The sequence below is a fragment of the Ewingella sp. S1.OA.A_B6 genome (genome assembly GCF_049889095.1).
Lineage (GTDB): Bacteria > Pseudomonadota > Gammaproteobacteria > Enterobacterales > Enterobacteriaceae > Ewingella.
In genome coordinates this window covers 155,550-174,828 of the sequence record NZ_JBLJFK010000005.1, presented here as the reverse complement: position 1 = coordinate 174,828, position 19,279 = coordinate 155,550, and the positions used below count along the sequence as shown (strand labels likewise).

21 protein-coding genes and 1 other RNA gene are annotated in these 19,279 nt (G+C 51.2%); 15 read left to right on the top strand and 7 right to left on the bottom strand.

Annotated features, from left to right (window positions below):
* Window position 1 precedes the first annotated feature (1 nt).
* Together ACMV8I_RS13215 and uxaC are read right to left on the bottom strand one after the other, a co-directional pair.
* Window positions 2-1,453 carry a tagaturonate reductase gene (locus tag ACMV8I_RS13215; RefSeq protein ID WP_498865670.1) on the bottom strand — a complete coding sequence of 484 codons (1,452 nt, stop codon included), beginning with the start codon at window positions 1,451-1,453 and terminating at the stop codon, window positions 2-4.
* Between the two features lie 143 nt (window positions 1,454-1,596).
* Entirely contained in the window at window positions 1,597-3,009 is a 1,413-nt protein-coding gene (gene uxaC / locus ACMV8I_RS13210; RefSeq protein WP_498865669.1) for a glucuronate isomerase, read from the bottom strand.
* Window positions 3,010-3,473: 464 nt separating this feature from the next.
* Between uxaC and ACMV8I_RS13205 the strand changes: the two genes are divergently transcribed.
* From ACMV8I_RS13205 to ACMV8I_RS13160, 10 genes are all read left to right on the top strand, one after another.
* Entirely contained in the window at window positions 3,474-4,766 is a 1,293-nt protein-coding gene (locus ACMV8I_RS13205; RefSeq protein ID WP_498865668.1) for an MFS transporter, read from the top strand.
* Window positions 4,767-4,981: 215 nt separating this feature from the next.
* Window positions 4,982-5,776, top strand: a complete 795-nt coding sequence (gene exuR / locus ACMV8I_RS13200; protein ID WP_498865667.1) for a transcriptional regulator ExuR — start codon at window positions 4,982-4,984, stop codon at window positions 5,774-5,776.
* Between the two features lie 404 nt (window positions 5,777-6,180).
* On the top strand, window positions 6,181-6,864 hold the full coding sequence (locus tag ACMV8I_RS13195) for a DedA family protein (RefSeq protein ID WP_498865666.1): 684 nt from the start codon (window positions 6,181-6,183) through the stop codon (window positions 6,862-6,864).
* Window positions 6,861-7,247: an EnvZ/OmpR regulon moderator MzrA gene (gene mzrA / locus ACMV8I_RS13190; RefSeq protein ID WP_498865665.1), complete on the top strand. Its 387-nt coding sequence runs from the start codon at window positions 6,861-6,863 to the stop codon at window positions 7,245-7,247. The genes ACMV8I_RS13195 and mzrA overlap by 4 nt, the downstream gene beginning before the upstream one ends.
* A 149-nt stretch (window positions 7,248-7,396) precedes the next feature.
* Entirely contained in the window at window positions 7,397-7,774 is a 378-nt protein-coding gene (locus ACMV8I_RS13185; protein WP_498865664.1) for a DUF1090 domain-containing protein, read from the top strand.
* Between the two features lie 158 nt (window positions 7,775-7,932).
* A complete protein-coding gene (locus ACMV8I_RS13180; protein WP_463737943.1) occupies window positions 7,933-8,238 on the top strand; it encodes an ElaB/YgaM/YqjD family protein in 306 nt (101 codons plus the stop codon).
* A 2-nt stretch (window positions 8,239-8,240) separates the two neighbouring features.
* The gene (locus tag ACMV8I_RS13175; RefSeq protein ID WP_498865663.1) at window positions 8,241-8,645 is read left to right on the top strand and encodes a phage holin family protein; all 405 of its coding nucleotides are present in this window, start codon (window positions 8,241-8,243) and stop codon (window positions 8,643-8,645) included.
* Window positions 8,642-8,926 (top strand): YqjK-like family protein, encoded by a 285-nt coding sequence (locus tag ACMV8I_RS13170; RefSeq protein ID WP_498865662.1) that lies wholly within the window; start codon window positions 8,642-8,644, stop codon window positions 8,924-8,926. Before ACMV8I_RS13175 ends, ACMV8I_RS13170 begins: the two co-directional genes overlap by 4 nt.
* Before the next feature lie 306 nt (window positions 8,927-9,232).
* On the top strand, window positions 9,233-9,625 hold the full coding sequence (locus ACMV8I_RS13165) for a DoxX family protein (protein WP_498865661.1): 393 nt from the start codon (window positions 9,233-9,235) through the stop codon (window positions 9,623-9,625).
* A gap of 110 nt (window positions 9,626-9,735) precedes the next feature.
* Entirely contained in the window at window positions 9,736-10,719 is a 984-nt protein-coding gene (locus tag ACMV8I_RS13160) for a glutathione S-transferase family protein (RefSeq protein WP_498865660.1), read from the top strand.
* 69 nt (window positions 10,720-10,788) lie between these two features.
* On the opposite strand, the gene ACMV8I_RS13155 is transcribed toward ACMV8I_RS13160, so the two are convergent.
* Window positions 10,789-11,694 carry a LysR family transcriptional regulator gene (locus ACMV8I_RS13155; protein ID WP_498865659.1) on the bottom strand — a complete coding sequence of 302 codons (906 nt, stop codon included), beginning with the start codon at window positions 11,692-11,694 and terminating at the stop codon, window positions 10,789-10,791.
* A gap of 111 nt (window positions 11,695-11,805) precedes the next feature.
* Between ACMV8I_RS13155 and ACMV8I_RS13150 the strand changes: the two genes are divergently transcribed.
* On the top strand, window positions 11,806-12,510 hold the full coding sequence (locus tag ACMV8I_RS13150) for a pirin family protein (protein ID WP_498865658.1): 705 nt from the start codon (window positions 11,806-11,808) through the stop codon (window positions 12,508-12,510).
* 185 nt (window positions 12,511-12,695) lie between these two features.
* Here ACMV8I_RS13150 and rnpB read toward each other — a convergent pair.
* Both rnpB and rsmI read right to left on the bottom strand, forming a co-directional pair.
* Window positions 12,696-13,074, bottom strand: an RNA gene (rnpB, locus tag ACMV8I_RS13145) — RNase P RNA component class A.
* Between the two features lie 25 nt (window positions 13,075-13,099).
* Window positions 13,100-13,969 (bottom strand): 16S rRNA (cytidine(1402)-2'-O)-methyltransferase, encoded by an 870-nt coding sequence (gene rsmI, locus ACMV8I_RS13140; RefSeq protein WP_498865657.1) that lies wholly within the window; start codon window positions 13,967-13,969, stop codon window positions 13,100-13,102.
* 62 nt (window positions 13,970-14,031) lie between these two features.
* Here rsmI and ACMV8I_RS13135 point away from each other — a divergent pair, with 62 nt between their 5' ends.
* The 4 genes from ACMV8I_RS13135 (at window position 14,032) to dolP (ending at window position 17,733) form a co-directional block, all read left to right on the top strand.
* Window positions 14,032-16,053 carry a penicillin-binding protein activator gene (locus ACMV8I_RS13135; protein ID WP_498865656.1) on the top strand — a complete coding sequence of 674 codons (2,022 nt, stop codon included), beginning with the start codon at window positions 14,032-14,034 and terminating at the stop codon, window positions 16,051-16,053.
* Window positions 16,054-16,131: 78 nt separating this feature from the next.
* On the top strand, window positions 16,132-16,491 hold the full coding sequence (locus tag ACMV8I_RS13130; RefSeq protein ID WP_498865655.1) for a YraN family protein: 360 nt from the start codon (window positions 16,132-16,134) through the stop codon (window positions 16,489-16,491).
* A gap of 66 nt (window positions 16,492-16,557) precedes the next feature.
* Window positions 16,558-17,148, top strand: coding sequence for a DnaA initiator-associating protein DiaA (gene diaA / locus ACMV8I_RS13125; protein WP_498865654.1), 591 nt, complete (start codon window positions 16,558-16,560; stop codon window positions 17,146-17,148).
* A gap of 9 nt (window positions 17,149-17,157) precedes the next feature.
* The gene (gene dolP / locus ACMV8I_RS13120; RefSeq protein WP_498865653.1) at window positions 17,158-17,733 is read left to right on the top strand and encodes a division/outer membrane stress-associated lipid-binding lipoprotein; all 576 of its coding nucleotides are present in this window, start codon (window positions 17,158-17,160) and stop codon (window positions 17,731-17,733) included.
* Between the two features lie 71 nt (window positions 17,734-17,804).
* Here the strand turns inward: dolP and mtgA are convergent, their stop codons facing one another.
* Together mtgA and ACMV8I_RS13110 are read right to left on the bottom strand one after the other, a co-directional pair.
* The gene (mtgA, locus tag ACMV8I_RS13115) at window positions 17,805-18,536 is read right to left on the bottom strand and encodes a monofunctional biosynthetic peptidoglycan transglycosylase (RefSeq protein WP_498865652.1); all 732 of its coding nucleotides are present in this window, start codon (window positions 18,534-18,536) and stop codon (window positions 17,805-17,807) included.
* Window positions 18,533-19,186, bottom strand: a complete 654-nt coding sequence (locus tag ACMV8I_RS13110) for a type 1 glutamine amidotransferase family protein (protein ID WP_498865651.1) — start codon at window positions 19,184-19,186, stop codon at window positions 18,533-18,535. The genes mtgA and ACMV8I_RS13110 overlap by 4 nt, the downstream gene beginning before the upstream one ends.
* Between the last annotated feature and the right edge of the window lie 93 nt (window positions 19,187-19,279).

The window sequence follows — 19,279 nt, the reverse complement described above, 5'->3', positions numbered from 1 at the left end:
CTTAACTGTAAGCCGTGAGTGCATCGCGCATACCACGATCCTCAATTGCCTGTAACTGTTCGGTCACTTTTTCATTCAGACCCGGCACCGTATTCAGGTCCAGCCCCCAGTGCTGCTCATCAGCAAGGACCGTTGCAACCAAGCCACTGAGAGTAAGCTCTCCACGGCGTACTTCACTCCACCGTGAAGAAAACAGGCTCAGCCACTTTGCGTCATCCTGTAATGGGAAGATTTCGCCGTTGCGCTCACCGCGATAAAACGCCAGCAACGCGGCCAGCGCAAAAGTCAGACGTGGTGGCAACAGGCCGTTCATCTGCTGGCTGGCCAGCAGCTGCGGCAGAATGCGGGTACGGAACTTGGTCATGCCGTTAAGGGCAATCGACAGCAACTGATGCTGAATAAACGGGTTGCGGAAACGGCTCAATACCGCCTGCGCAAACGACGTCAGTTCGGCCTGCGGTAAGTTCAGCACCGGTGAGATCTCTTCGGCGATCGCCATTTCAACAAAGCGGCTGATTTGCGGGTCATTCATCGCTTCGCCTACCGTGTCCAGCCCGGCAAGAAATGCCACTGGCACCAGAGCGGTATGCGCACCATTGAGAATGGCTACTTTGCGTTCTTTGTAGGGTTTGATGTCATCGACCAACAGGATATTCAGCGGCAGTTTGTCCAAACGCAGTTCCTGCGTCAGGCTTTTCGGCCCCTGGATAACAAACAGGTAAAAGTGTTCGGCGCTGTCGAAGAAACTGTCCTGATAACCCAGCTCAGCCTGCAGGCTGTCTACTTCACTGCGCGGATAGCCAGTCACAATGCGATCAACCAGCGTCGAACAGAAGGTGTTATCAGTGAGCAGCCACTGGTTGAACGCTGCCGGTAAGGCCCATTCGGTTGCATAACGCTGCACCAGTTCCAGCAATTTCTCGCCGTTGTAGTCGATCAGTTCGCACGGCAGCAGTACCCAGCCTTTATCTGCTGCGCCGGCAAAATGCGTGAAGCGCTCGAACAGCAAACGGGTCAGTTTAGCGGGGAAGCTGACCGGCGGCGCATCGTCAAAGCGGTCGCCCTCCACGTAGCTGATACCCGCTTCGGTGGTATTGGAAAAGACAAAACGAATGTCCGGGTTGTGCGCCAGCGCCAGATAATCATCGAACTGGTGGTAAATATCGATTTCACGGTTAACTGAGCGGATCACCCGCGTATCTCGCACGCGTTCACCCTGTTCGTTCAGGCCACTGATGATGGTGGTGTAAAGGCCATCCTGCTCATTCAGCGAAGGCGGGAAGTCGCTGTTGATCGGGCGCACAATCACGATGCCGGCATTCAGATCGGTATGTTCGTTCAGCAGGTCAATCTGCCAGTCAACAAACGCACGCAGGAAATTGCCTTCACCAAACTGAATAATTTTTTCCGGGAAATGGCATCCGGGGAAATCACGACGGTTTAACCTTTGCATCTCACACTCACCTTAAATTTACGCAAACGCCGGTCTTTGAAGGCGGTTCGCGCTCCATCACCGTCGTGTTCAGAAGAAATTATTAATCTGAATAAGAATTTTGACCCTGCCGGGCGCGACACATCACACCTGGCGGGTTTTACTCAGTTCAATTCAATGGCGAAATACTCTTTCGCATTATCGAAACAAATGTTCTTAACCATGTTGCCCAGCAGCGCCATGTCGTTCGGCGCTTCGCCATCTTCTACCCAGCGGCCAATCATCTGACACAGGATGCGACGAAAATATTCATGGCGCGTGTAGGACAGGAAGCTGCGGCTATCGGTAAGCATCCCAACGAAGCGGCTCAGTAAGCCCAGATTGGCGAGCTGCGTCATCTGGCGCTGCATGCCGTCTTTTTGATCGTTGAACCACCAGCCAGCACCAAATTGAATCTTGCCCGGCATCCCTTCGCCCTGGAAGTTACCGACCATGGTGCCGATGACTTCGTTATCACGCGGATTCAGGCAGTACAGAATCGTTTTAGGTAAGCCGCCGGCCATGCCCTGCGCGCCAAGCAACTTGGACAGCGGCTCTGCCAGCGGTTGGTCATTAATGGAGTCGAAGCCCACGTCGGCACCGATCAGCTGGAACATGCGGGTGTTGTTATTACGTAGTGCGCCTATGTGGTACTGCTGTACCCATTCACGGCGTTGATATTCTGAAGCCAGATAAAGCAGCACGCCGGTTTTGAACTGGGCGATTTCTTCTTTGTTGGGTATTGTGCCGCTCAGGCGACGAGACAAAATACCATCCAGTGTTGCGTCATCCGCTTCGCCGTACACCACCACGTCCAGCGCATGGTCGGACACTTTACAGCCATGCGCCGCGAAGTGGTCCAGACGCTTTTTCAGCGCATCGCGCAAATCACTGAAGCGCGTGATGGAGACATCGGCGGCAGTTTCCAGTTTCTTCATGTAATCATTGAAGCTCTCAGCTTCAATGTTGAAGGCTTTGTCCGGGCGCCAGCTTGGCAGCACTTTGACGTCAAAACGGGTGTCTTGTGCCACGGATTTGTGGTGTTCCAATGAATCGATTGGGTCGTCGGTGGTACCGACCAATTTCACGTTCATTTGTTTCATGATGCCACGCGCGCTGAAGCTCTTCTGCGCTAACAATTCGTTACCGCGATCCCAGATTTCCGACGCCGTCGTCGGTGAAAGTAGTTTGCCGGTAATGCCAAACGGACGTCGAAGTTCGAGGTGAGTCCAGATATAGAGCGGGTTACCGATAGTATGTGGAACGGTAGCAGCCCAGGCATCGAACTTCTCACGATCGCTGGCGTCGCCGGTACACATGCGCTCAGGCACGCCATTGGTACGCATAGCACGCCATTTGTAGTGATCGCCTTTCAGCCAGACGTCATACATGTTCTTGAATTGATAGTCCTGCGCGATTTGTTCCGGCGGCAGGTGACAGTGATAGTCAAAAATCGGCTGGTCTTTTGCATAGTCATGATAAAGCCGACGCGCTGTCTCGCTGTCCAGCAGGAAATCTTCGGTTAAAAACTGCGTCATCTTAGGTCCCTCACCTTGAATTCTTTTCTGAGTTGTCTCTCACTGATGCGAAGTTATCACACCAATTACAGTCATCGTCCAGCACTATTTAACGTCTTTAAAGGGGTGGATGATGGTACAAACATTATTAAAAAAACATTATCTAATTGAAAAAAATGATATTTTTTAATTTATTGCGTTGATATCTATTATCCACACATTCTTAATGTGTTTTTGTGATGTCATTCAAATTTTAAATCTGTATGACAAGTTATCTTTAGCTCGCCCCAACAAGAGCGTGAGTGAAGACCTGCCACATCACTAACGTTTTTGTCGGGGACACTGGGAGAACCAAAACAGGGTAGTCAAATAACGTACTCATCAGCAGCACTACAAGCTGAAGCCCCGCACTGAGCGGCGGTGCTCAGTGTACTGCGGCCACAAACGTGCAGACAATACCGGATTATTTACTGGGAGAGAGTTAAATGAGTAAGATCAAAGGGTTACGCTGGTACATGATCGGACTGGTCACAGTCGGTACTGTATTAGGCTATTTAACACGTAACGCCATAGCCGCTGCAGCACCGACGCTGATGAGCCAACTCAACATTAGCACTCAGCAATATTCTTATATTATCGCCGCCTATTCCGCCTGCTATACCCTTATGCAGCCGGTTGCCGGTTATGTGCTTGACGTCATGGGAACCAAAGTCGGTTACGCCATGTTTGCCATTATGTGGGCGCTGTTTTGTATGGCGACTGCCCTGGCCAGCAGTTGGGGCGGTCTGGCGATTGCCCGCGGTGCTGTCGGTATGGCAGAAGCGGCGATGATCCCTGCCGGCCTGAAAGCCAGTAGCGAATGGTTCCCTGCGAAGGAACGTTCGATTGCAGTAGGCTACTTTAACGTGGGCTCGTCTATCGGCGGGATGATTGCGCCGCCGCTGGTTGTCTGGTGCATCCTTGTGCATAGCTGGCAACTCGCCTTCATCATTACCGGTGCCCTCAGTTTGGTCTGGGCCATCTGCTGGTTAATCTTTTACAAACACCCGAAAGACCAGAAAAAACTCAGCGAAACTGAACGTGAATATATTCTTGGTGGACAGGAAGCGCAGCATCAGACCGACAATGGCAAGAAGATGTCAGCATGGGAAATCCTGCGTAACCGCCAGTTCTGGGGTATCGCGCTGCCACGTTTCCTGGCAGAGCCTGCCTGGGGGACATTCAATGCATGGATCCCGCTGTTTATGTTCAAGGCTTATGGTTTCGACCTGAAACACATCGCCATGTTCGCCTGGATGCCAATGCTCTTTGCTGACTTAGGCTGCATCGTCGGCGGGTATCTGCCACCACTGTTCCAGAAATATTTCAAAGTTAACCTGATCGTGTCACGCAAACTGGTCGTCACCATGGGGGCAGTATTGATGATTGGCCCCGGGATGATTGGTCTATTCACCAGCCCTTATGCCGCCATTGCTTTGTTGTGCGTCGGCGGATTTGCGCACCAGTCACTTTCCGGCGCATTGATCACCCTATCTTCAGACGTGTTTGGTCGTAACGAAGTTGCGACAGCCAACGGACTGACTGGGATGGCCGCATGGACAGCCAGCACGATGTTTGCTCTGGTGGTAGGCGCTCTGGCCGATACATTGGGCTTCAGCCCGCTGTTTGCCGCGCTTTCAGTGTTCGATCTGTTAGGTGCAGTCGTCATCTGGACCGTTCTGCAGAACCGCTCAGCGGTGGAACCTACCGCTCAGCCTTTGCAACCCGCAAAAGTCTGATATCACTGTTTTGGCCCGGAAAACAACCCGGGCTTTTTCATTTTGTTCATCCGAATGCACCTTTCTGACATGTCTTTGACGGTGCAACCGTCCTGCGTTCCTCGTATACTGGTATAACAAGTTTTACCCCGGCAGGCGATGCAGCCTGGGAGAATGCTCTCTGTCATTCAACGACATTTTTATCGCTTCCGTTTATATCAATGAAGAGTAAAGCCATGGAACCTACTGAAACCAGACGTCTTTATCAACAACTGGCAGCCACGCTCAAGGAGAGAGTTGAGAGCGGCGTTTATCCCGTCGGCGAAAAATTACCGGCCGAGCGCCTGATTTCGGAAGAGATGAACGTCAGTCGCACCGTGGTGCGTGAAGCGATCATCATGCTTGAAGTGGAAGGCTATGTTGAGGTGCGTAAAGGTTCCGGCATTCATGTGATGTCCAACCAGCAAAAACATCTGGTTATGACCGATAGCAGCCTGGAGTTTGGCGCAGCCGGTCCATTTGAATTATTACAAGCGCGTCAGCTGATAGAAAGTAATATTGCTGAATTTGCCGCCACGCAGGTGACCAAACAAGACATCATACGTTTGATGGAAATTCAGGAGCAAGCCCGTCTGGAGGACCGCTTTCGCGATTCCGAGTGGGATCTGAAATTCCACGTTCAGGTAGCGCAATCCACGCAGAACAGCGCCATGGCGAGCATCGTAGAGAAGATGTGGAGTCAGCGCCGTCAGAATCCCTATTGGCGTAAATTGCATGAGCATATCGACGCGAAGTCGATCGAAAGCTGGTGCGAAGATCATGACCAGATCCTCAAGGCGTTGATCCGCCGTGATCCGCACGCAGCCAAACTGGCGATGTGGCAGCATCTGGAAAACACCAAGCAGATGCTGTTCCGTGCCACCAGCGATGATTTCGAATTCAACGTTGACCGCTATCTCTATTCCGAAAATCCGGTTGTCCACCTTGATGCTCCCGCGCTGCACCTTTCTTCCGCGATCAACAACAAGTAAATCCCTGTTTGCAGCAGGCTGTTTTTCGCGGCCTGCTGATGTCCGCAAAAAGACCTCCCTATCCGGATTTAATCCACTTCCTGAAGTGAACGTTTCTAAATAAAAGTTTTCTCAAATAAAAGATTCCGGAAAAATAATTCCTACGATTCCTGTCAGCCCACTGTCGAGTTGTGTCAGTGAGTGTAAAAGCACGGTCTGACAGTCGTAGCACGCTTATATCATTCGGTTTTAACAGGTATATTTACCTGTCTCAAAGTGGGTGCTTTTGTTACAATTAAGTCACTTTTCTTACCCTGACTGCCATGGAAAGGCGTACTTGTCGGCCTGGTTATTCTGCGTTGAGCTGCACTGTTCCGCATTGATTCGGTCGATTAACTGAAAACTACGGAGTTTCACGAAAGTACATGGAAATCATTAGTTCGCTCATCGATGCCCTCTGGCAACAAGATTACGAAACACTGGCCAACCCCTCGATGGTCTGGACACTGTATATCCTTCTATTTCTTATTATTTTTTTGGAGAATGGCCTGCTCCCTGCGGCTTTTCTTCCCGGTGACAGCCTGTTGATTCTGGTTGGTGTCCTGATCGCAAAAGATGCGATGAACTTCCCGCTGACCATTTTCCTGCTGACGACCGCAGCCAGCCTGGGCTGCTGGTTAAGTTACATTCAGGGGAAATGGCTGGGGAATACCCGAATAGTGCAGGGCTGGCTGGCCCATCTTCCCGTGCAGTATCATGAACGCGCCCACAACCTCTTCCATAAACATGGCCTTTCAGCCCTGCTGGTGGGCCGTTTTCTGGCGTTTGTCCGCACATTACTGCCGACCATCGCCGGGTTGTCCGGCCTGAACAACATGCGCTTCCAGTTTTTTAACTGGGTAAGTGGTCTGTTGTGGGTGTTGATTCTAACCACCCTCGGCTACTTCCTCGGTAAAACGCCGTTGTTCCTGAAATACGAAGACCAGTTGATGAACTGCCTGATGCTGTTACCGCTGGTGCTGTTGGTCGGCGGTTTAGGCGGCTCACTTCTGTTGCTGTGGCGTAAGAAGCAAGCTGACCGTCTGAAAAAAGGCAACAAAGCGCCGTGAGAATCATATCGATAAAACGCTCAATAGTGTGGCCAGTCGCATTGCTGATTCTACTACTGGTTGCAACGATCGTAGGCTTCGCTTTCTCACGCATGCCCTCTTCGAGTAATGCCTTACAAATAAGCCCTGCCCGTGCGGGCGTGACCATGCCGGATGGTTTTTATGTCTACCAGAGTCTTAATCTGCGCGGTATCCGCATTCAAAGTATTACGCCGGTAGAAGATGGTCTGATTGTGGCGCTGGATTCCAGCGAGCAGCGCATTCTGGCAGAGCAAGCCTTGCTGGACATTTTACCCATGGGCTTCTCAATCAAACGTTGTGAGCCACCAAAGCAACATCTTTGGCGGCAAAAAATCCCCAGCGATCAGCTGAAGCTGGGTTAACACCCTACACCCTTTCGGAATCCTCCCTTAAGCGCTTCTAATATTAGCTGTTATAATTTCATCTGAAATATTCAAAAATTGTATGCGTCACGCAAGGCGCTTTATGGAAGAAACGCCACCGCGTTTCATAATGACTAAGGAAGACCACAATGAAATTGCGCTTATCCACACTTATCGCGTTCCCTGTTCTGGTGTTATCCAGCGCCGCTTTTGCTGCCCCGCAACCCGAAAGTTGTGTGACTAAACAGCAGGAAATTCAAACTCAGCTTGATTATGCTTACCAGCATAATAATAAAAATCAGATCAACGGATTACAGAAAGCCCTTAGCGAAAGCAAAGCGCATTGTACTGATGCAGGGCTGAAGGCTGATAATGCGCGCCACGTCGCCGAAAAAAAGCAAAAAGTTCAGGAACGTAAAGATGAGCTGAAAGAAGCTCAGACAAAGGGTGATAATAATAAAATCGCCCAAAAACAGAAAAAACTCGAACAGGCCCAGTCTGAATTACGAGAAGCACAAGGCAAATAAACCCTTTGTGTGAGTACAAATTTTTTACCGGTACATAGCAGATTTTTTTGGGTTTTTTACCCCTTGCTGAATCGTTATCCGCCTATTCATAGTTGCGATCAGCCAGATATCCGCTATGTTAAAAGTTCGCATCAGTTAACGTATGGAGTGAATTACACATGGCTAATAACACCACATCAGAGCATCTGCGCGCAGAACTTAAATCATTGGCAGATACGCTGGAAGAAGTCCTTCACACTTCTACTGACAAACCCAAAGCTGAACTTGATAAGTTGCGCGGTAAAGCAGAAAGCCTGCTGAAAGATACCCGTTCACGCCTGAGTGATACCGGCGACAAACTCGCACATCACTCAAAAGAAATCGCAGGCCGCGCTGACGATTATGTTCATGATAAACCCTGGACCGGCGTTGGTATTGGTGCTGCAGTCGGCGTCGTGATTGGCGTCCTGTTAGCTCGCCGCTAATTATGGCTGAACACTTAAAAGCGCCGCCACAAGGACCGGGCAAAGGGATCCTGGACACGGCTCAACGCATCGTCACCATTCTGGTGGGGATTGTTGAAACGCGTGTCAGGTTGGCAGTCATTGAGCTGGAAGAGGAAAAGGCCAATATTTTCCAACTTCTGCTCATGGCTGGCATCACCCTTATTTTCACAGCGTTCGGTTTGATGAGTTTGTTGGTTGTGCTGTTCTGGGCAATCGACCCGGCTTACAGATTGATGGCAATGGGAACCACCACCGGAGTGCTGTTATTCCTGGCGGTGGTTCTGGGTGTGTGGACGCTGGCTAAGGCGAAACGTTCAACGTTATTGAGCATGACGCGCAAGCATCTCGATACCGACCGCGCATTGCTGGAAAAGGATGACGAATGAGCACGCCTGACCGCGTTATCGAAAAGATAAAACTGCTGCGTAAGATCGACCGTCAACGTGCCGAACTGGCCAGCGGGCGTCTCGAGTGGCTTGAAACCATAGCGAAAGTGGATCGCGGCTGGGTAAAGTTTATTGATATGCGGAAGTACTTGGTGCTTGGCTCCAGCGTGTTGGCAATATACGGCATTCGCCACCCGAGCAGCGTTGTTCGCTGGTCGCGTCGCGCGTTTGGCATCTGGGGTACAGTACAGCTTTTTCGCCGTCAATTTATGAAGCCTTAACTTTCATAACCGACTGAATAAAAAGACTTAAAATCGATTTTTCCCCTTTTTAAAAAATTGATAAAAGAAGCCAGGCTGTTCCTTCAGTCTGGCTTCTTCCTTTCTTACGCTCTCAGGTTTAAATGTGTCGCTTGCTACCCGTTCAATTTATTTGATGTTAATAGACAGTTTTACTTGCTAACAACGTCACAACTTTCGACTTACTATCTCGCCATCAACCTGACTGCGGTAACGCATGGGGATAATACCCAAACGTACCGTTACTATTTTTTCGCCCATTTGGGCGACACTTTCCCGGAGTCGAAGATGAACAAGGTAAATAACACCGTCCTGCTGATTGCGCGTATTTTAATGCCGATTCTATTTATCGCAGCAGGCTGGGGGAAAATTAACGGTTACACTGCCACTGCCGGTTATATGACATCGATGGGCGTACCTAGCTTCTTCTTGCCACTGACCATCTTGCTGGAATTCGGCGGCGGCCTGGCCATTTTGTTCGGCTTCCTGACCCGCACTACTGCGATCATCACAGCCGTGTTTACCATTCTGACCGCGCTTATTTTCCACACTGATTTCGCCGTCGCTATAAACCAGATGATGTTCATGAAAAACTTGTCTATCGCGGGTGGATTCATGGCTCTGTTCGTCGCTGGCCCAGGGGCATTCAGCATCGACCGCCTGATTAAGAAAAACTGGTAAACACCAGCAGCGGGAATCGACTGCTATACTGAATAAGATTTTGGGCGATGTGATTATTCACCTCGCCCTTTTTTATTTCCTAAAGACCACCAAAATTGAAGGTACACATCATGGGACAACTGGTTGACGGCATCTGGCAAAACATCTGGTACGACACCAAGTCTACTGGCGGGCATTTCAAACGTTCAGCGGCACAGTTTCGTCACTGGATAACGCCTGATGGCGCGCCTGGCGAACACGGCGTCGGCGGGTTTGCCGCCGAGAAAGACCGCTATCATCTGTATGTTTCGCTGGCCTGCCCCTGGGCGCACCGCACGCTGGTGATGCGTGCTCTGAAAGGGCTGGAGAAGATGATTCCCGTATCGGTGGTGCACCCACTGATGCTTGAAAATGGCTGGACCTTCGGTACTGATTTTCCTGCTGCCACCGGCGACGACTTATATCACCTGAACTATGCCTACGAGATCTATTTGCGGGCGCAGAACGATTACACCGGCCGTGTGACCGTACCTATTTTGTGGGACAAACAGCAGCAGACTATTGTTAGCAATGAGTCGGCAGACATTATCCGCATGTTTAACAGTGCGTTTGATGCCCAGGGCGCACGCGCAGGCGATTATTACCCACAGCAACAGCGTGCAGTGATTGATGACGTAAACGAGTGGGTTTATCCGCAGATTAACAACGGTGTCTACAAGGCCGGCTTTGCCACCAGCCAGCAAGCTTATGACGAAGCAGTGAACGGCGTGTTTGCCGCGTTGGATAAGGCTGAAGGCATTCTTGAGAAACAGCGTTTTCTGACCGGTGATCATCTGACCGAAGCCGATTTACGCCTGTGGACTACGCTGGTGAGATTTGATGCGGTTTACGTTACGCATTTCAAATGCGACCGTCACCGTATCAGTGATTACCCTAATCTGTACGGCTTCCTGCGTGATATTTACCAAATGCCAGGCATTGCTGAAACCGTGGATTTCGCGCATATCCGCAACCATTATTATCGCAGCCACGCGACCATTAATCCGTATGGGATCATCTCAACTGGACCAGCACAGGATTTAGATTCCCCACACAACCGCGATACACGCTTTTGATTTTCTCCTTCCCCTTTCTCACAAGGGGAAGGCCGGAATCGGGTATGGGCTTTGTGAGTTAAGACAAAATTACTTCACTTCACGCGTTACCAGTAACTTAGCAATTTCACGCAGGAACCAGGCTTTCGCTTCGCCCATGCTGTCCCGACGCCACGCCATAATAATATCCGATTCATGCTTGTACTCTGCACTCACCACCCGCAGGCGGCCTTCAGCGATATCCTGCTCGACCATCGGATACGGCATGGTCGCGACGCCTAACCCTGCCAGCAGCGCTTGGCGTTTTTCTTCAAGTGTGCTGACGGTGAGACGTTGTTGCTTGTCGAGAAGCTGTACAGTAAGTACGGGACGTTCGCGGGCTGTGTCCGCCACGGCGATGCCACGGTATTTTACCCGGCTAACCTCAGATAAAGGTTCAGCCTCCAGATGAATAGGGTGATCCGGCGCGGCAACGTAAATACTCACCAGTTTATAGAGCTTACGGCTGTTGATTTCAGACGAAGAGCGGAAATGCATATCCGGGGCAATCACGATATCAGCCCGACCTTGTTCCAGACGCTCCCATGCGCCCGCCAGTACTTCAGTGATCAGCGATACCTGCGTATTGGCTTTCAGCGCCAGTTTTTCGATCAGTGGGAAAAGCTGTGTGGCTGGTGCTAACGCTTCGCAAACGATAGTGATCTGGGTTTCCCACCCACGAGCCAGCGCTTCGGCATCGACGGTGAGTTTGTCAGCCGCTTCGAGCAGAACACGGCCGCGCTCCAGCAGCATACGCCCAACATTGGTGAATTTTGTCCGATGACCTGAACGGTCAAACAGCACAACGTCGAGCTCATCTTCCAGCTTCTGCATGGTGTAGCTCAATGCCGAAGGCACGCGGCCAAGCTCATCTGCCGCGGCGGCGAAACTGCCACGACGATCAATGGCATCCATGACTCGTAATGCTTCAAGTGTTAGTGCACGATCCTTAGCCATGGAATTCTCTGTCAGGAAATTTGAATATGGCGACCAGATTAACTGGCTAACAATCGTGCGTCCAGACGCTTACCCTTTATCTATCGATTTTTTTCACTGAGCCAGACCGCCATGATTAAGAGCAGAACAGCAGAAGAGTGCGGCACAGCTGACTTTGGTTGGCTGAAGGCGCGCTATACCTTTTCATTCGGACACTATTTTGATCCGAAACTGATGGGTTATGCCTCGCTGCGGGTGCTAAACCAGGAAGTGCTGGCACCGGGTGCCAGCTTCCAGCCGCGCACCTACCCGCGCGTAGATGTTTTGAATCTGGTCTTACAGGGTGAGGCCGAATATCGCGATAGCGAAGGCAACAGCGTTCGCGTAAGGGCCGGTGAGGCCACGCTGCTGTCTACGCAGTCCAATGTCAGTTACAGCGAGTTGAACCTTAGCCTGACGCAGCCGCTGACCCGAATGCAACTGTGGCTTGATGCCTGCCCGGAGCAGGAGAATCCGTTGGTCCAACGGATCAAAATAGGCAACACGTCGTATCTTTTGCTGGCATCGCCGGACGGAAAAAATGGCAGTCTGCAGTTGCGCCAACAAGTGTGGATCCACCATCTGGATTTACCGGCAGGTGAACAGATCACCCTGCCGATCCGGGGACCGCGTGCGTATTTGCAATCCATCCACGGCCAGGTCAACGCCCTCGGAATGGAAAGTCAGGATACACAGCGCCTGGTGTGCGGTGATGGAGCTTTCATTCACCTCGAACCCCACGTCACAATAACCGCCAGCACCCCGTTACGGGCACTGCTGATTGACCTGCCGGTCTGAAAATAGACCACCGCAGAAAAGACAAAACCCCGCACAGATTGCTCTGCGCGGGGTTTCTTTTATAGTTGGAGTTGATCGTTAAGCCGCTTTCTTTTTGTGAAAAGGGTCGTGGACAGTCATTCCTCTTATAAGCTTCTGAAAAGACAAAACCCCGCGCAGATTGCTCTGCACGGGGTTTCTTTTATAGTTGGAGTTGACCGTTAAGCCGGGTTCTGTCGTGGACAGTCATTCCTCTAGGCCAGCAATCGCTCACTGGCTCAAGCAGCCTACCCGGGTTCAGTACGGGCCGTACCATGTGAACCCCTATTTGGCCTTGCTCCGGGTGGAGTTTACCATGCCACGAACTGTTGCCAGCCGCGCGGTGCGCTCTTACCGCACCCTTTCACCCTTACCTGATCCCACTTACGTGGGCCATCGGCGGTTTGCTCTCTGTTGCACTTGTCGTAAGCTCGCGCTTCCCAGGCGTTACCTGGCACCCTGCCCTATGGAGCCCGGACTTTCCTCCCCTTCATCTGTCTCCCCCGAAAGGGACGGCAACGAAGCGGCGACTGTCTAGTCAACTCCGCGGCGGATAATAGGGTATTCCGCCCTACTTGTCACCCTCTTGCTGGTCGAGTGCGTATTTATACAACGCATTCTTCTTCACATTGTGGATTTCAGCGGCCAGCGCAGCGGCTTTTTTCAGGGGCAACTCTTTTTGCAGCAAAGCCAACGTTCTTAAAGCCTCCGCCGGCAAGGCTTCTGTATCGACTTTATGACCTTCGACAATCAGTACCATTTCGCCGCGTTTGCGGGTTTCATCTTCCAGCACCCAGGCCAATAATGCGCCTACCGCGTCGCCACGGATATTTTCCCAGGTTTTGGTCAACTCGCGAGCCAGCACAACATAGCGATTTGGCCCCCAAACTTCGACCATATCCTGCAGGCTGTCGAGCAGACGATGTGTAGATTCATAGAAAATTAGCGTACGAGGCTCTTCAATCAGCGCCTGAAAGGTATCTTTTCGCGATTTAGTTTTAGCCGGCAGAAAACCTTCGTAGCAGAAGCGATCTGACGGCAAACCCGCGGCCGAAAGCGCCGTAATTGCTGCGCAAGCACCGGGTAAAGGCACTACGCGGATACCGGCTTCACGGCAGCAACGGACCAGATGGTAACCAGGATCATTGATGAGCGGTGTCCCAGCATCCGAAACCAGCGCAATACTTTGACCTTCCTGGAGTTTTGATAATAAATGCTCAGCTTTTTGCTGCTCATTATGGTCATGCAACGGGTACATTTTGGCGCTGATACCAAAATGGTGCAGCAGTAATCCGGTATGGCGAGTATCCTCCGCCGCAATCAAATCGACGCTGTTCAGCACGGCCAATGCACGTTGGGTAATGTCCCCTAAATTGCCGATCGGAGTCGGTACGATGTACAGCGTTGATGCAGAAATATCTGCTTGATCGTGTTGATTCATTGTTTCATCCGGATTGCCGATTTAATATTGAGCATCTTGAAAAAAACATCACTGGAAACTGAATGCCTTCCTCAACTACTTTTCGTACCCGCACGGGACGTTTAATCCCTGCCGTTATTGTGGCGATACTTCTCGCCAGTTGTTCGAGCCAGGCTCCGCAAACGCCGAAGGAAACCCTTCAGGCCAAAGCAACTGGCAGCTCAGACTATTATCTGCAGCAAGCCCAGCAAAGCGGTGATGATACCAAGGCTGACTGGCAATTACTTGCAGTTCGTGCCCTGTTGCGCGAAGGGAAAGTGCCTCAGGCTGCCAATCAGCTGTCGCAATTGCCGCAAAATCTGAGTGCGGTACAAGCTCAGGAGCAACAACTGGTCAGTGCCGAAGTTCAGATAGCTCAGCAAAACTACCCGGCAGCGGCAACTACGCTAAGCAAGCTTGATCCGGCTAATTTAAATGACGCCCAGAAAGCCCGTTTCTATCAGACACAAATCGATGCCAGCCAAGGCCGCACCAGTCTCGAATTGCTGCGCGCGTATATTGCTCAGGAACCTTTGCTACAGGGTAAACCGCATCAGGACAATATCGATGCGACCTGGAGTGCGCTGACGCAAATGACGCAGCAGGATCTCAGCGCTATTACTATCAATGCTAATGAAAATACGTTGCAAGGTTGGTTGGATCTGCTCAGCGTCTGGCAGAGTAATAAGCAGGATCCCGATCTGTTGAAAGCCGGTATCAAAGACTGGCAGCGCCGTTACCCGGTTAACCCGGCGGCCAAAACCTTGCCGACTCAACTTAACAGCGTCCTCAACTTCCAGCCTTCTTCTACCGAGAAAATCGCCCTGTTCCTGCCGATGAGCGGTGCGGCGCAGGTTTACGGTAACGCTATTCAGCAAGGCTTTAATGCGGCTATGAACGGCTTACCAAGCCAGCCAGCACCACAACAGGCACCGGTTGATCCGAACACCGCCGCGCCGCAGACCGATCCGAATGCAACCGTTAGCCCATCGGCTCCGGACACCACTACAGCGCAGGGTACGCCAACGGCGGCTGCGGCGGTTCCCACGGTCAGCGCAACGCCAGTCAATGCGCAGGTGAAAGTTTATGACACCAGCAATCAACCATTGCAGGTCTTGTTGGCTCAGGCACAGCAAGATGGCGCAACCATCGTTGTCGGCCCGCTACTGAAAGATAAGGTGACTGAACTCGGCTCAACCCAGACACCGTTGAACGTTTTAGCACTGAATCAGCCAGAAACAGAGAAAAGCAGTCCCAATATCTGTTACTTTGCGCTCTCGCCGGAAGATGAAGCACAAGATGCAGCACGCCACATGTGGGCGCAGCATCGTCAGATGCCATTACTCCTGGTGCCTCGCGGCAGCTTCGGTGACCGTATCGCACAAGCCTTTGCCGATGAATGGCAAAAACAGGGTGGCCAGACGGTTTTGAAACAGGGTCTTGGTTCCTATTCTGAACTTAAATCGACCATTCGCAGCGGTATCCGACTGACGGGTACACCGGTGTCCAGCAGCGCGCAAACCGCCGCTCCGGCCCAGCAAGGTGTGACCATTGGCGGGATAACCATTCCGGCACCACCAAGCGATAGTCAAATTGTGCAGGCCACCAGCGGTGGCGTCTCCGGCAATATTGATTCGGTGTATATCGTCGCAACGCAGGATGAGCTCACGCTGATTAAGCCGATGATTGATCTGGCGGTCAGTGGCCGTAATAAGCCCGCTGTTTATGCCAGCTCACGCAGCTATCAGGCGGGTGCCGGTCCCGACTACCGACTGGAAATGGAAGGCGTACAGTTCAGCGATATTCCTCTGCTGGCAGGTAACAATCCGGTATTGATGCAGCAGGCCACCAGTCAGTTTAAAAATGACTATTCGCTGGTTCGTCTCTACGCCATGGGAATTGATGCATGGGATCTGGCTAATCACTTCTCACAAATGCGTCAAATACCCGGCTTCCAGGTTTCCGGGAAGACCGGTCAACTCAGCGCCAACGAGAACTGCGTTATCCATCGTAAGTTGCCATGGCTGCAGTACCGTCAGGGCTCACTGGTGCCGGTTTCTTCATAAAAGTACCGGTTTAAGGTAACGCTGACAATTTCACTCAGGCATTGGATTGCCGGAGTTTACACTGACAAGGATGTACTGATGTTCAAGACCACCCGCGAGCGTGGCGCAAACTATGAAGCCTTTGCCAGACGCTATCTTGAGAAGGCAGGGCTGATTTTCGTCGCTGCTAACGTGGCGTGCCGGCGGGGTGAAATTGACCTGATCATGCGCGATAAACAAACCTGGGTGTTTGTTGAAGTCCGCTACCGTTGCAATGCATTGTTTGGTGGCGCAGCGGCCAGCGTGACGCATCAAAAACAGAAGCGGTTGTTACAGGCCGCCTCTTTCTGGCTTGCTGGAAGAAACGCAAGCTTTGACACATCATCTTGCCGTTTTGATATTTTAGCCATCACGGGTAGCCAGATAGAATGGCTGACGGATGCTTTCAATGCGGATTGAGGTTGTTTTGAGACTGACGGCCTGCCCGACCGCGCAGCCGACATTTTACTGACTGGACTAAATCACGTGCTGGATAGAATCAAAGCCTGCTTTACTGAAAGTATTCAAACCCAGATTGCCGCTGCAGAAGCTCTGCCTGATGCCATTTCCCGCGCAGCAATGACGCTGGTGCAATCGCTGCTTAACGGCAATAAAATACTCTGCTGCGGTAACGGCACCTCTGCGGCAAATGCCCAACATTTTTCCGCCAGTCTGATTAATCGTTTTGAAACTGAACGTCCGAGCCTTCCTGCAATCTCACTATGTGCAGATAACATTCTGCTGACCGCTATTGCCAACGATCGTCTGCACGAAGAGATCTACGCCAAACAGGTACGGGCGCTGGGTCAGGCAGGTGACGTTTTATTAGCCATTTCCACCCGTGGTAATAGCCGTGATATTGTCAAAGCGGTTGAGGCCGCAGTGACCCGCGATATGAATATCGTTGCTCTCACGGGGTATGACGGCGGTGAGCTAGCTGGTTTACTGGGGCCCCACGACGTTGAGATACGTATTCCGTCCCATCGCAGCGCACGTATTCAGGAAATGCATATGCTCACAGTGAACTGTCTCTGTGACCTGATTGATAACACGCTGTTCCCACACCAGGACGATTAAGGAGTTCCAATGAAGGCAAGTCCTCTCTTTGCAGTATTGTTAAGCGCCCTTCTGTTACAAGGCTGCGTGGCCGCCGCTGTCGTTGGCGTTGCCGGTGTTGCGACCAAGACCACCACCGATCCACGCTCAGTAGGCACTCAGGTTGATGACAGCACGCTAGAGGCGCGTGTGAGCAATGCGATCAGTAAAGACAAGCAACTCAAGGATGAAGCCAGAATTGTGGCGACCGCCTATCAGGGTAAAGTCCTGTTAACCGGTCAGGCCCCAACGCCAGATATGGCAACCCGCGCTAAACAGATCACCATGGGCGTAGATGGCGCAAGCGATGTATATAACGAGATCCGCACCGGTAAACCGGTCAGCATGGGGACCGCATCACTGGATACCTGGATCACCACCAAGGTCCGTTCACAGATCCTCACCAGTGATTCAGTGAAATCTTCCAACGTGAAAGTGACCACCGAAAATGGCGAAGTGTTCTTGCTGGGTCTGGTGACTCAGGAAGAAGGCAAGTCAGCAGCGAGCATCGCTGCCGGCGTCAGCGGTGTGAAACATGTCACTACGGCCTTTACCTACGTTAAGTAAGGGGTATTAAAAGTAGTGAAGGGGCTCAGTATCGTATGCTGGGCCCTTTTTTATGCATTCAGGCAGGAAGGCTACCTTAGCTTGTGTTCGGCGAGAAATGCCTCACCACCCAGTTGGCTCATCTGGCGCAAGATCCACTGCTGACGACGCAGCACATAAGCTGAGGGTGAATCGACTTTGAAAAGATGGGGGTTGGGCAAAACTGCTGCCAGAAGCGCAGCCTGAGAAGCAGTAAGCTTGCTGGCAGGTTTATGGAAAAAGTGCTGCGCAGCCTGCTCTACGCCGAAAATACCGTCACCAAACTCCACGATATTCAGGTACACCGTCAGAATCCGGCGCTTGCTCCAGACTGTTTCAATGCCAACGGTCAGCCCGGCCTCCAGCCCTTTTCGCACCCAGCTGCGGCCATCCCATAGGAACAGATTCTTGACGGTTTGCTGAGAAAGTGTCGAAGCACCGCGAACTCGCGCATCATCTTTATCACTTTTTTCCAGCACTGACTGAATAGCTTCGACATCAAACCCCCAGTGCTCGGGGAATTTCTGGTCTTCGGCGGCCATGACTGCCAGCGCCATAGGCGAGGAAATTTCATTCATCGGTACCCAGGTAGAATGGGAAATGTAACTGAAATTGCCGCTCATCCAGGCAGAAATTTGCCGCTCCACCATCACTGCAGAAAAGGGTACTGGCAGAAAAGAGAACAGCAGAATACCCGCCACCCATAAGCCCATGAACAGTATTACAAGGCGTTTTAGCCATTTTAACGGCGTCCTTAACAGGACAGTTGCTGACGATTTACTCATTTGCTCCATTCCATAACACATCTGACCAGCTTATCAATCCCCACAGCGGCTTTACGGTCTGACTCTTCCGCCAGCAAACCAGGAGTGCTAACAATCTTCATTTCTAAATTGACAACAATATCATCTGCCGGGCAGGAAACCGGTTCGGCACCAATGGCATCAAGGAGTTCCGCACGATCCACATCAGTACCTAAGGTGATACGCACTTCCGTGCCGACAAGTTTAGGAGCCAAGACTCCGGCCTGACTGATGAACCCTAATGGTTTGCCTTGCTTATGTGTTTCTTGCGCTAATGTGAATAATTCCTCATCGATCGTGTAATCGCTACCATCAGTCTCCAGCGTCGTTAATCGACGGATTGTGCCAAAACCTCCCGGAAAAATAAGAGCACTAAAGTTCTCAGGAACCGATTCCTTAAGAGATATGATTTCACTTAAGGACAAAAAAGAAGATTCTGTTGCCGTGAGAATCCCCTCTTTTTCTTTTTTTATAAATAACTCTTTTATTACATGATGTTGAGACTCATCAATGACAATGCATTGGCTTTCTACACCCTGTTTCTTCAAGGCGGAAATGACCAAAAAAGTCTCCTGAAACTCTGTTCTACCGGAAAAATCATCGCCGCAGAGCACAACGCCAACAGGCTTCATTCATATTCTCCAAAATTTACTGCGATAAAGGCTTGAAGTTTTGTATAGACAAAGACTAAGCTACATCACAGTTTTTAATGAATCTTGTAACAG

Excerpts from the sequence above, each read along its gene's own strand:
- ACMV8I_RS13135 (WP_498865656.1), top strand. The coding sequence starts at position 14,032 with ATGCCTTCCTCAACTACTTTTCGTACCCGCACGGGACGTTTAATCCCT.
- exuR (WP_498865667.1), top strand. The coding sequence starts at position 4,982 with ATGGAACCTACTGAAACCAGACGTCTTTATCAACAACTGGCAGCCACG.
- ACMV8I_RS13205 (WP_498865668.1), top strand. The coding sequence starts at position 3,474 with ATGAGTAAGATCAAAGGGTTACGCTGGTACATGATCGGACTGGTCACA.
- ACMV8I_RS13185 (WP_498865664.1), top strand. The coding sequence starts at position 7,397 with ATGAAATTGCGCTTATCCACACTTATCGCGTTCCCTGTTCTGGTGTTA.
- ACMV8I_RS13215 (WP_498865670.1), bottom strand. The coding sequence starts at position 1,453 with ATGCAAAGGTTAAACCGTCGTGATTTCCCCGGATGCCATTTCCCGGAA.
- ACMV8I_RS13160 (WP_498865660.1), top strand. The coding sequence starts at position 9,736 with ATGGGACAACTGGTTGACGGCATCTGGCAAAACATCTGGTACGACACC.
- uxaC (WP_498865669.1), bottom strand. The coding sequence starts at position 3,009 with ATGACGCAGTTTTTAACCGAAGATTTCCTGCTGGACAGCGAGACAGCG.
- ACMV8I_RS13175 (WP_498865663.1), top strand. The coding sequence starts at position 8,241 with ATGGCTGAACACTTAAAAGCGCCGCCACAAGGACCGGGCAAAGGGATC.
- rsmI (WP_498865657.1), bottom strand. The coding sequence starts at position 13,969 with ATGAATCAACACGATCAAGCAGATATTTCTGCATCAACGCTGTACATC.
- ACMV8I_RS13130 (WP_498865655.1), top strand. The coding sequence starts at position 16,132 with ATGTTCAAGACCACCCGCGAGCGTGGCGCAAACTATGAAGCCTTTGCC.
- ACMV8I_RS13155 (WP_498865659.1), bottom strand. The coding sequence starts at position 11,694 with ATGGCTAAGGATCGTGCACTAACACTTGAAGCATTACGAGTCATGGAT.
- dolP (WP_498865653.1), top strand. The coding sequence starts at position 17,158 with ATGAAGGCAAGTCCTCTCTTTGCAGTATTGTTAAGCGCCCTTCTGTTA.
- ACMV8I_RS13150 (WP_498865658.1), top strand. The coding sequence starts at position 11,806 with ATGATTAAGAGCAGAACAGCAGAAGAGTGCGGCACAGCTGACTTTGGT.
- ACMV8I_RS13110 (WP_498865651.1), bottom strand. The coding sequence starts at position 19,186 with ATGAAGCCTGTTGGCGTTGTGCTCTGCGGCGATGATTTTTCCGGTAGA.
- mtgA (WP_498865652.1), bottom strand. The coding sequence starts at position 18,536 with ATGAGTAAATCGTCAGCAACTGTCCTGTTAAGGACGCCGTTAAAATGG.
- ACMV8I_RS13170 (WP_498865662.1), top strand. The coding sequence starts at position 8,642 with ATGAGCACGCCTGACCGCGTTATCGAAAAGATAAAACTGCTGCGTAAG.
- ACMV8I_RS13195 (WP_498865666.1), top strand. The coding sequence starts at position 6,181 with ATGGAAATCATTAGTTCGCTCATCGATGCCCTCTGGCAACAAGATTAC.
- ACMV8I_RS13180 (WP_463737943.1), top strand. The coding sequence starts at position 7,933 with ATGGCTAATAACACCACATCAGAGCATCTGCGCGCAGAACTTAAATCA.
- ACMV8I_RS13165 (WP_498865661.1), top strand. The coding sequence starts at position 9,233 with ATGAACAAGGTAAATAACACCGTCCTGCTGATTGCGCGTATTTTAATG.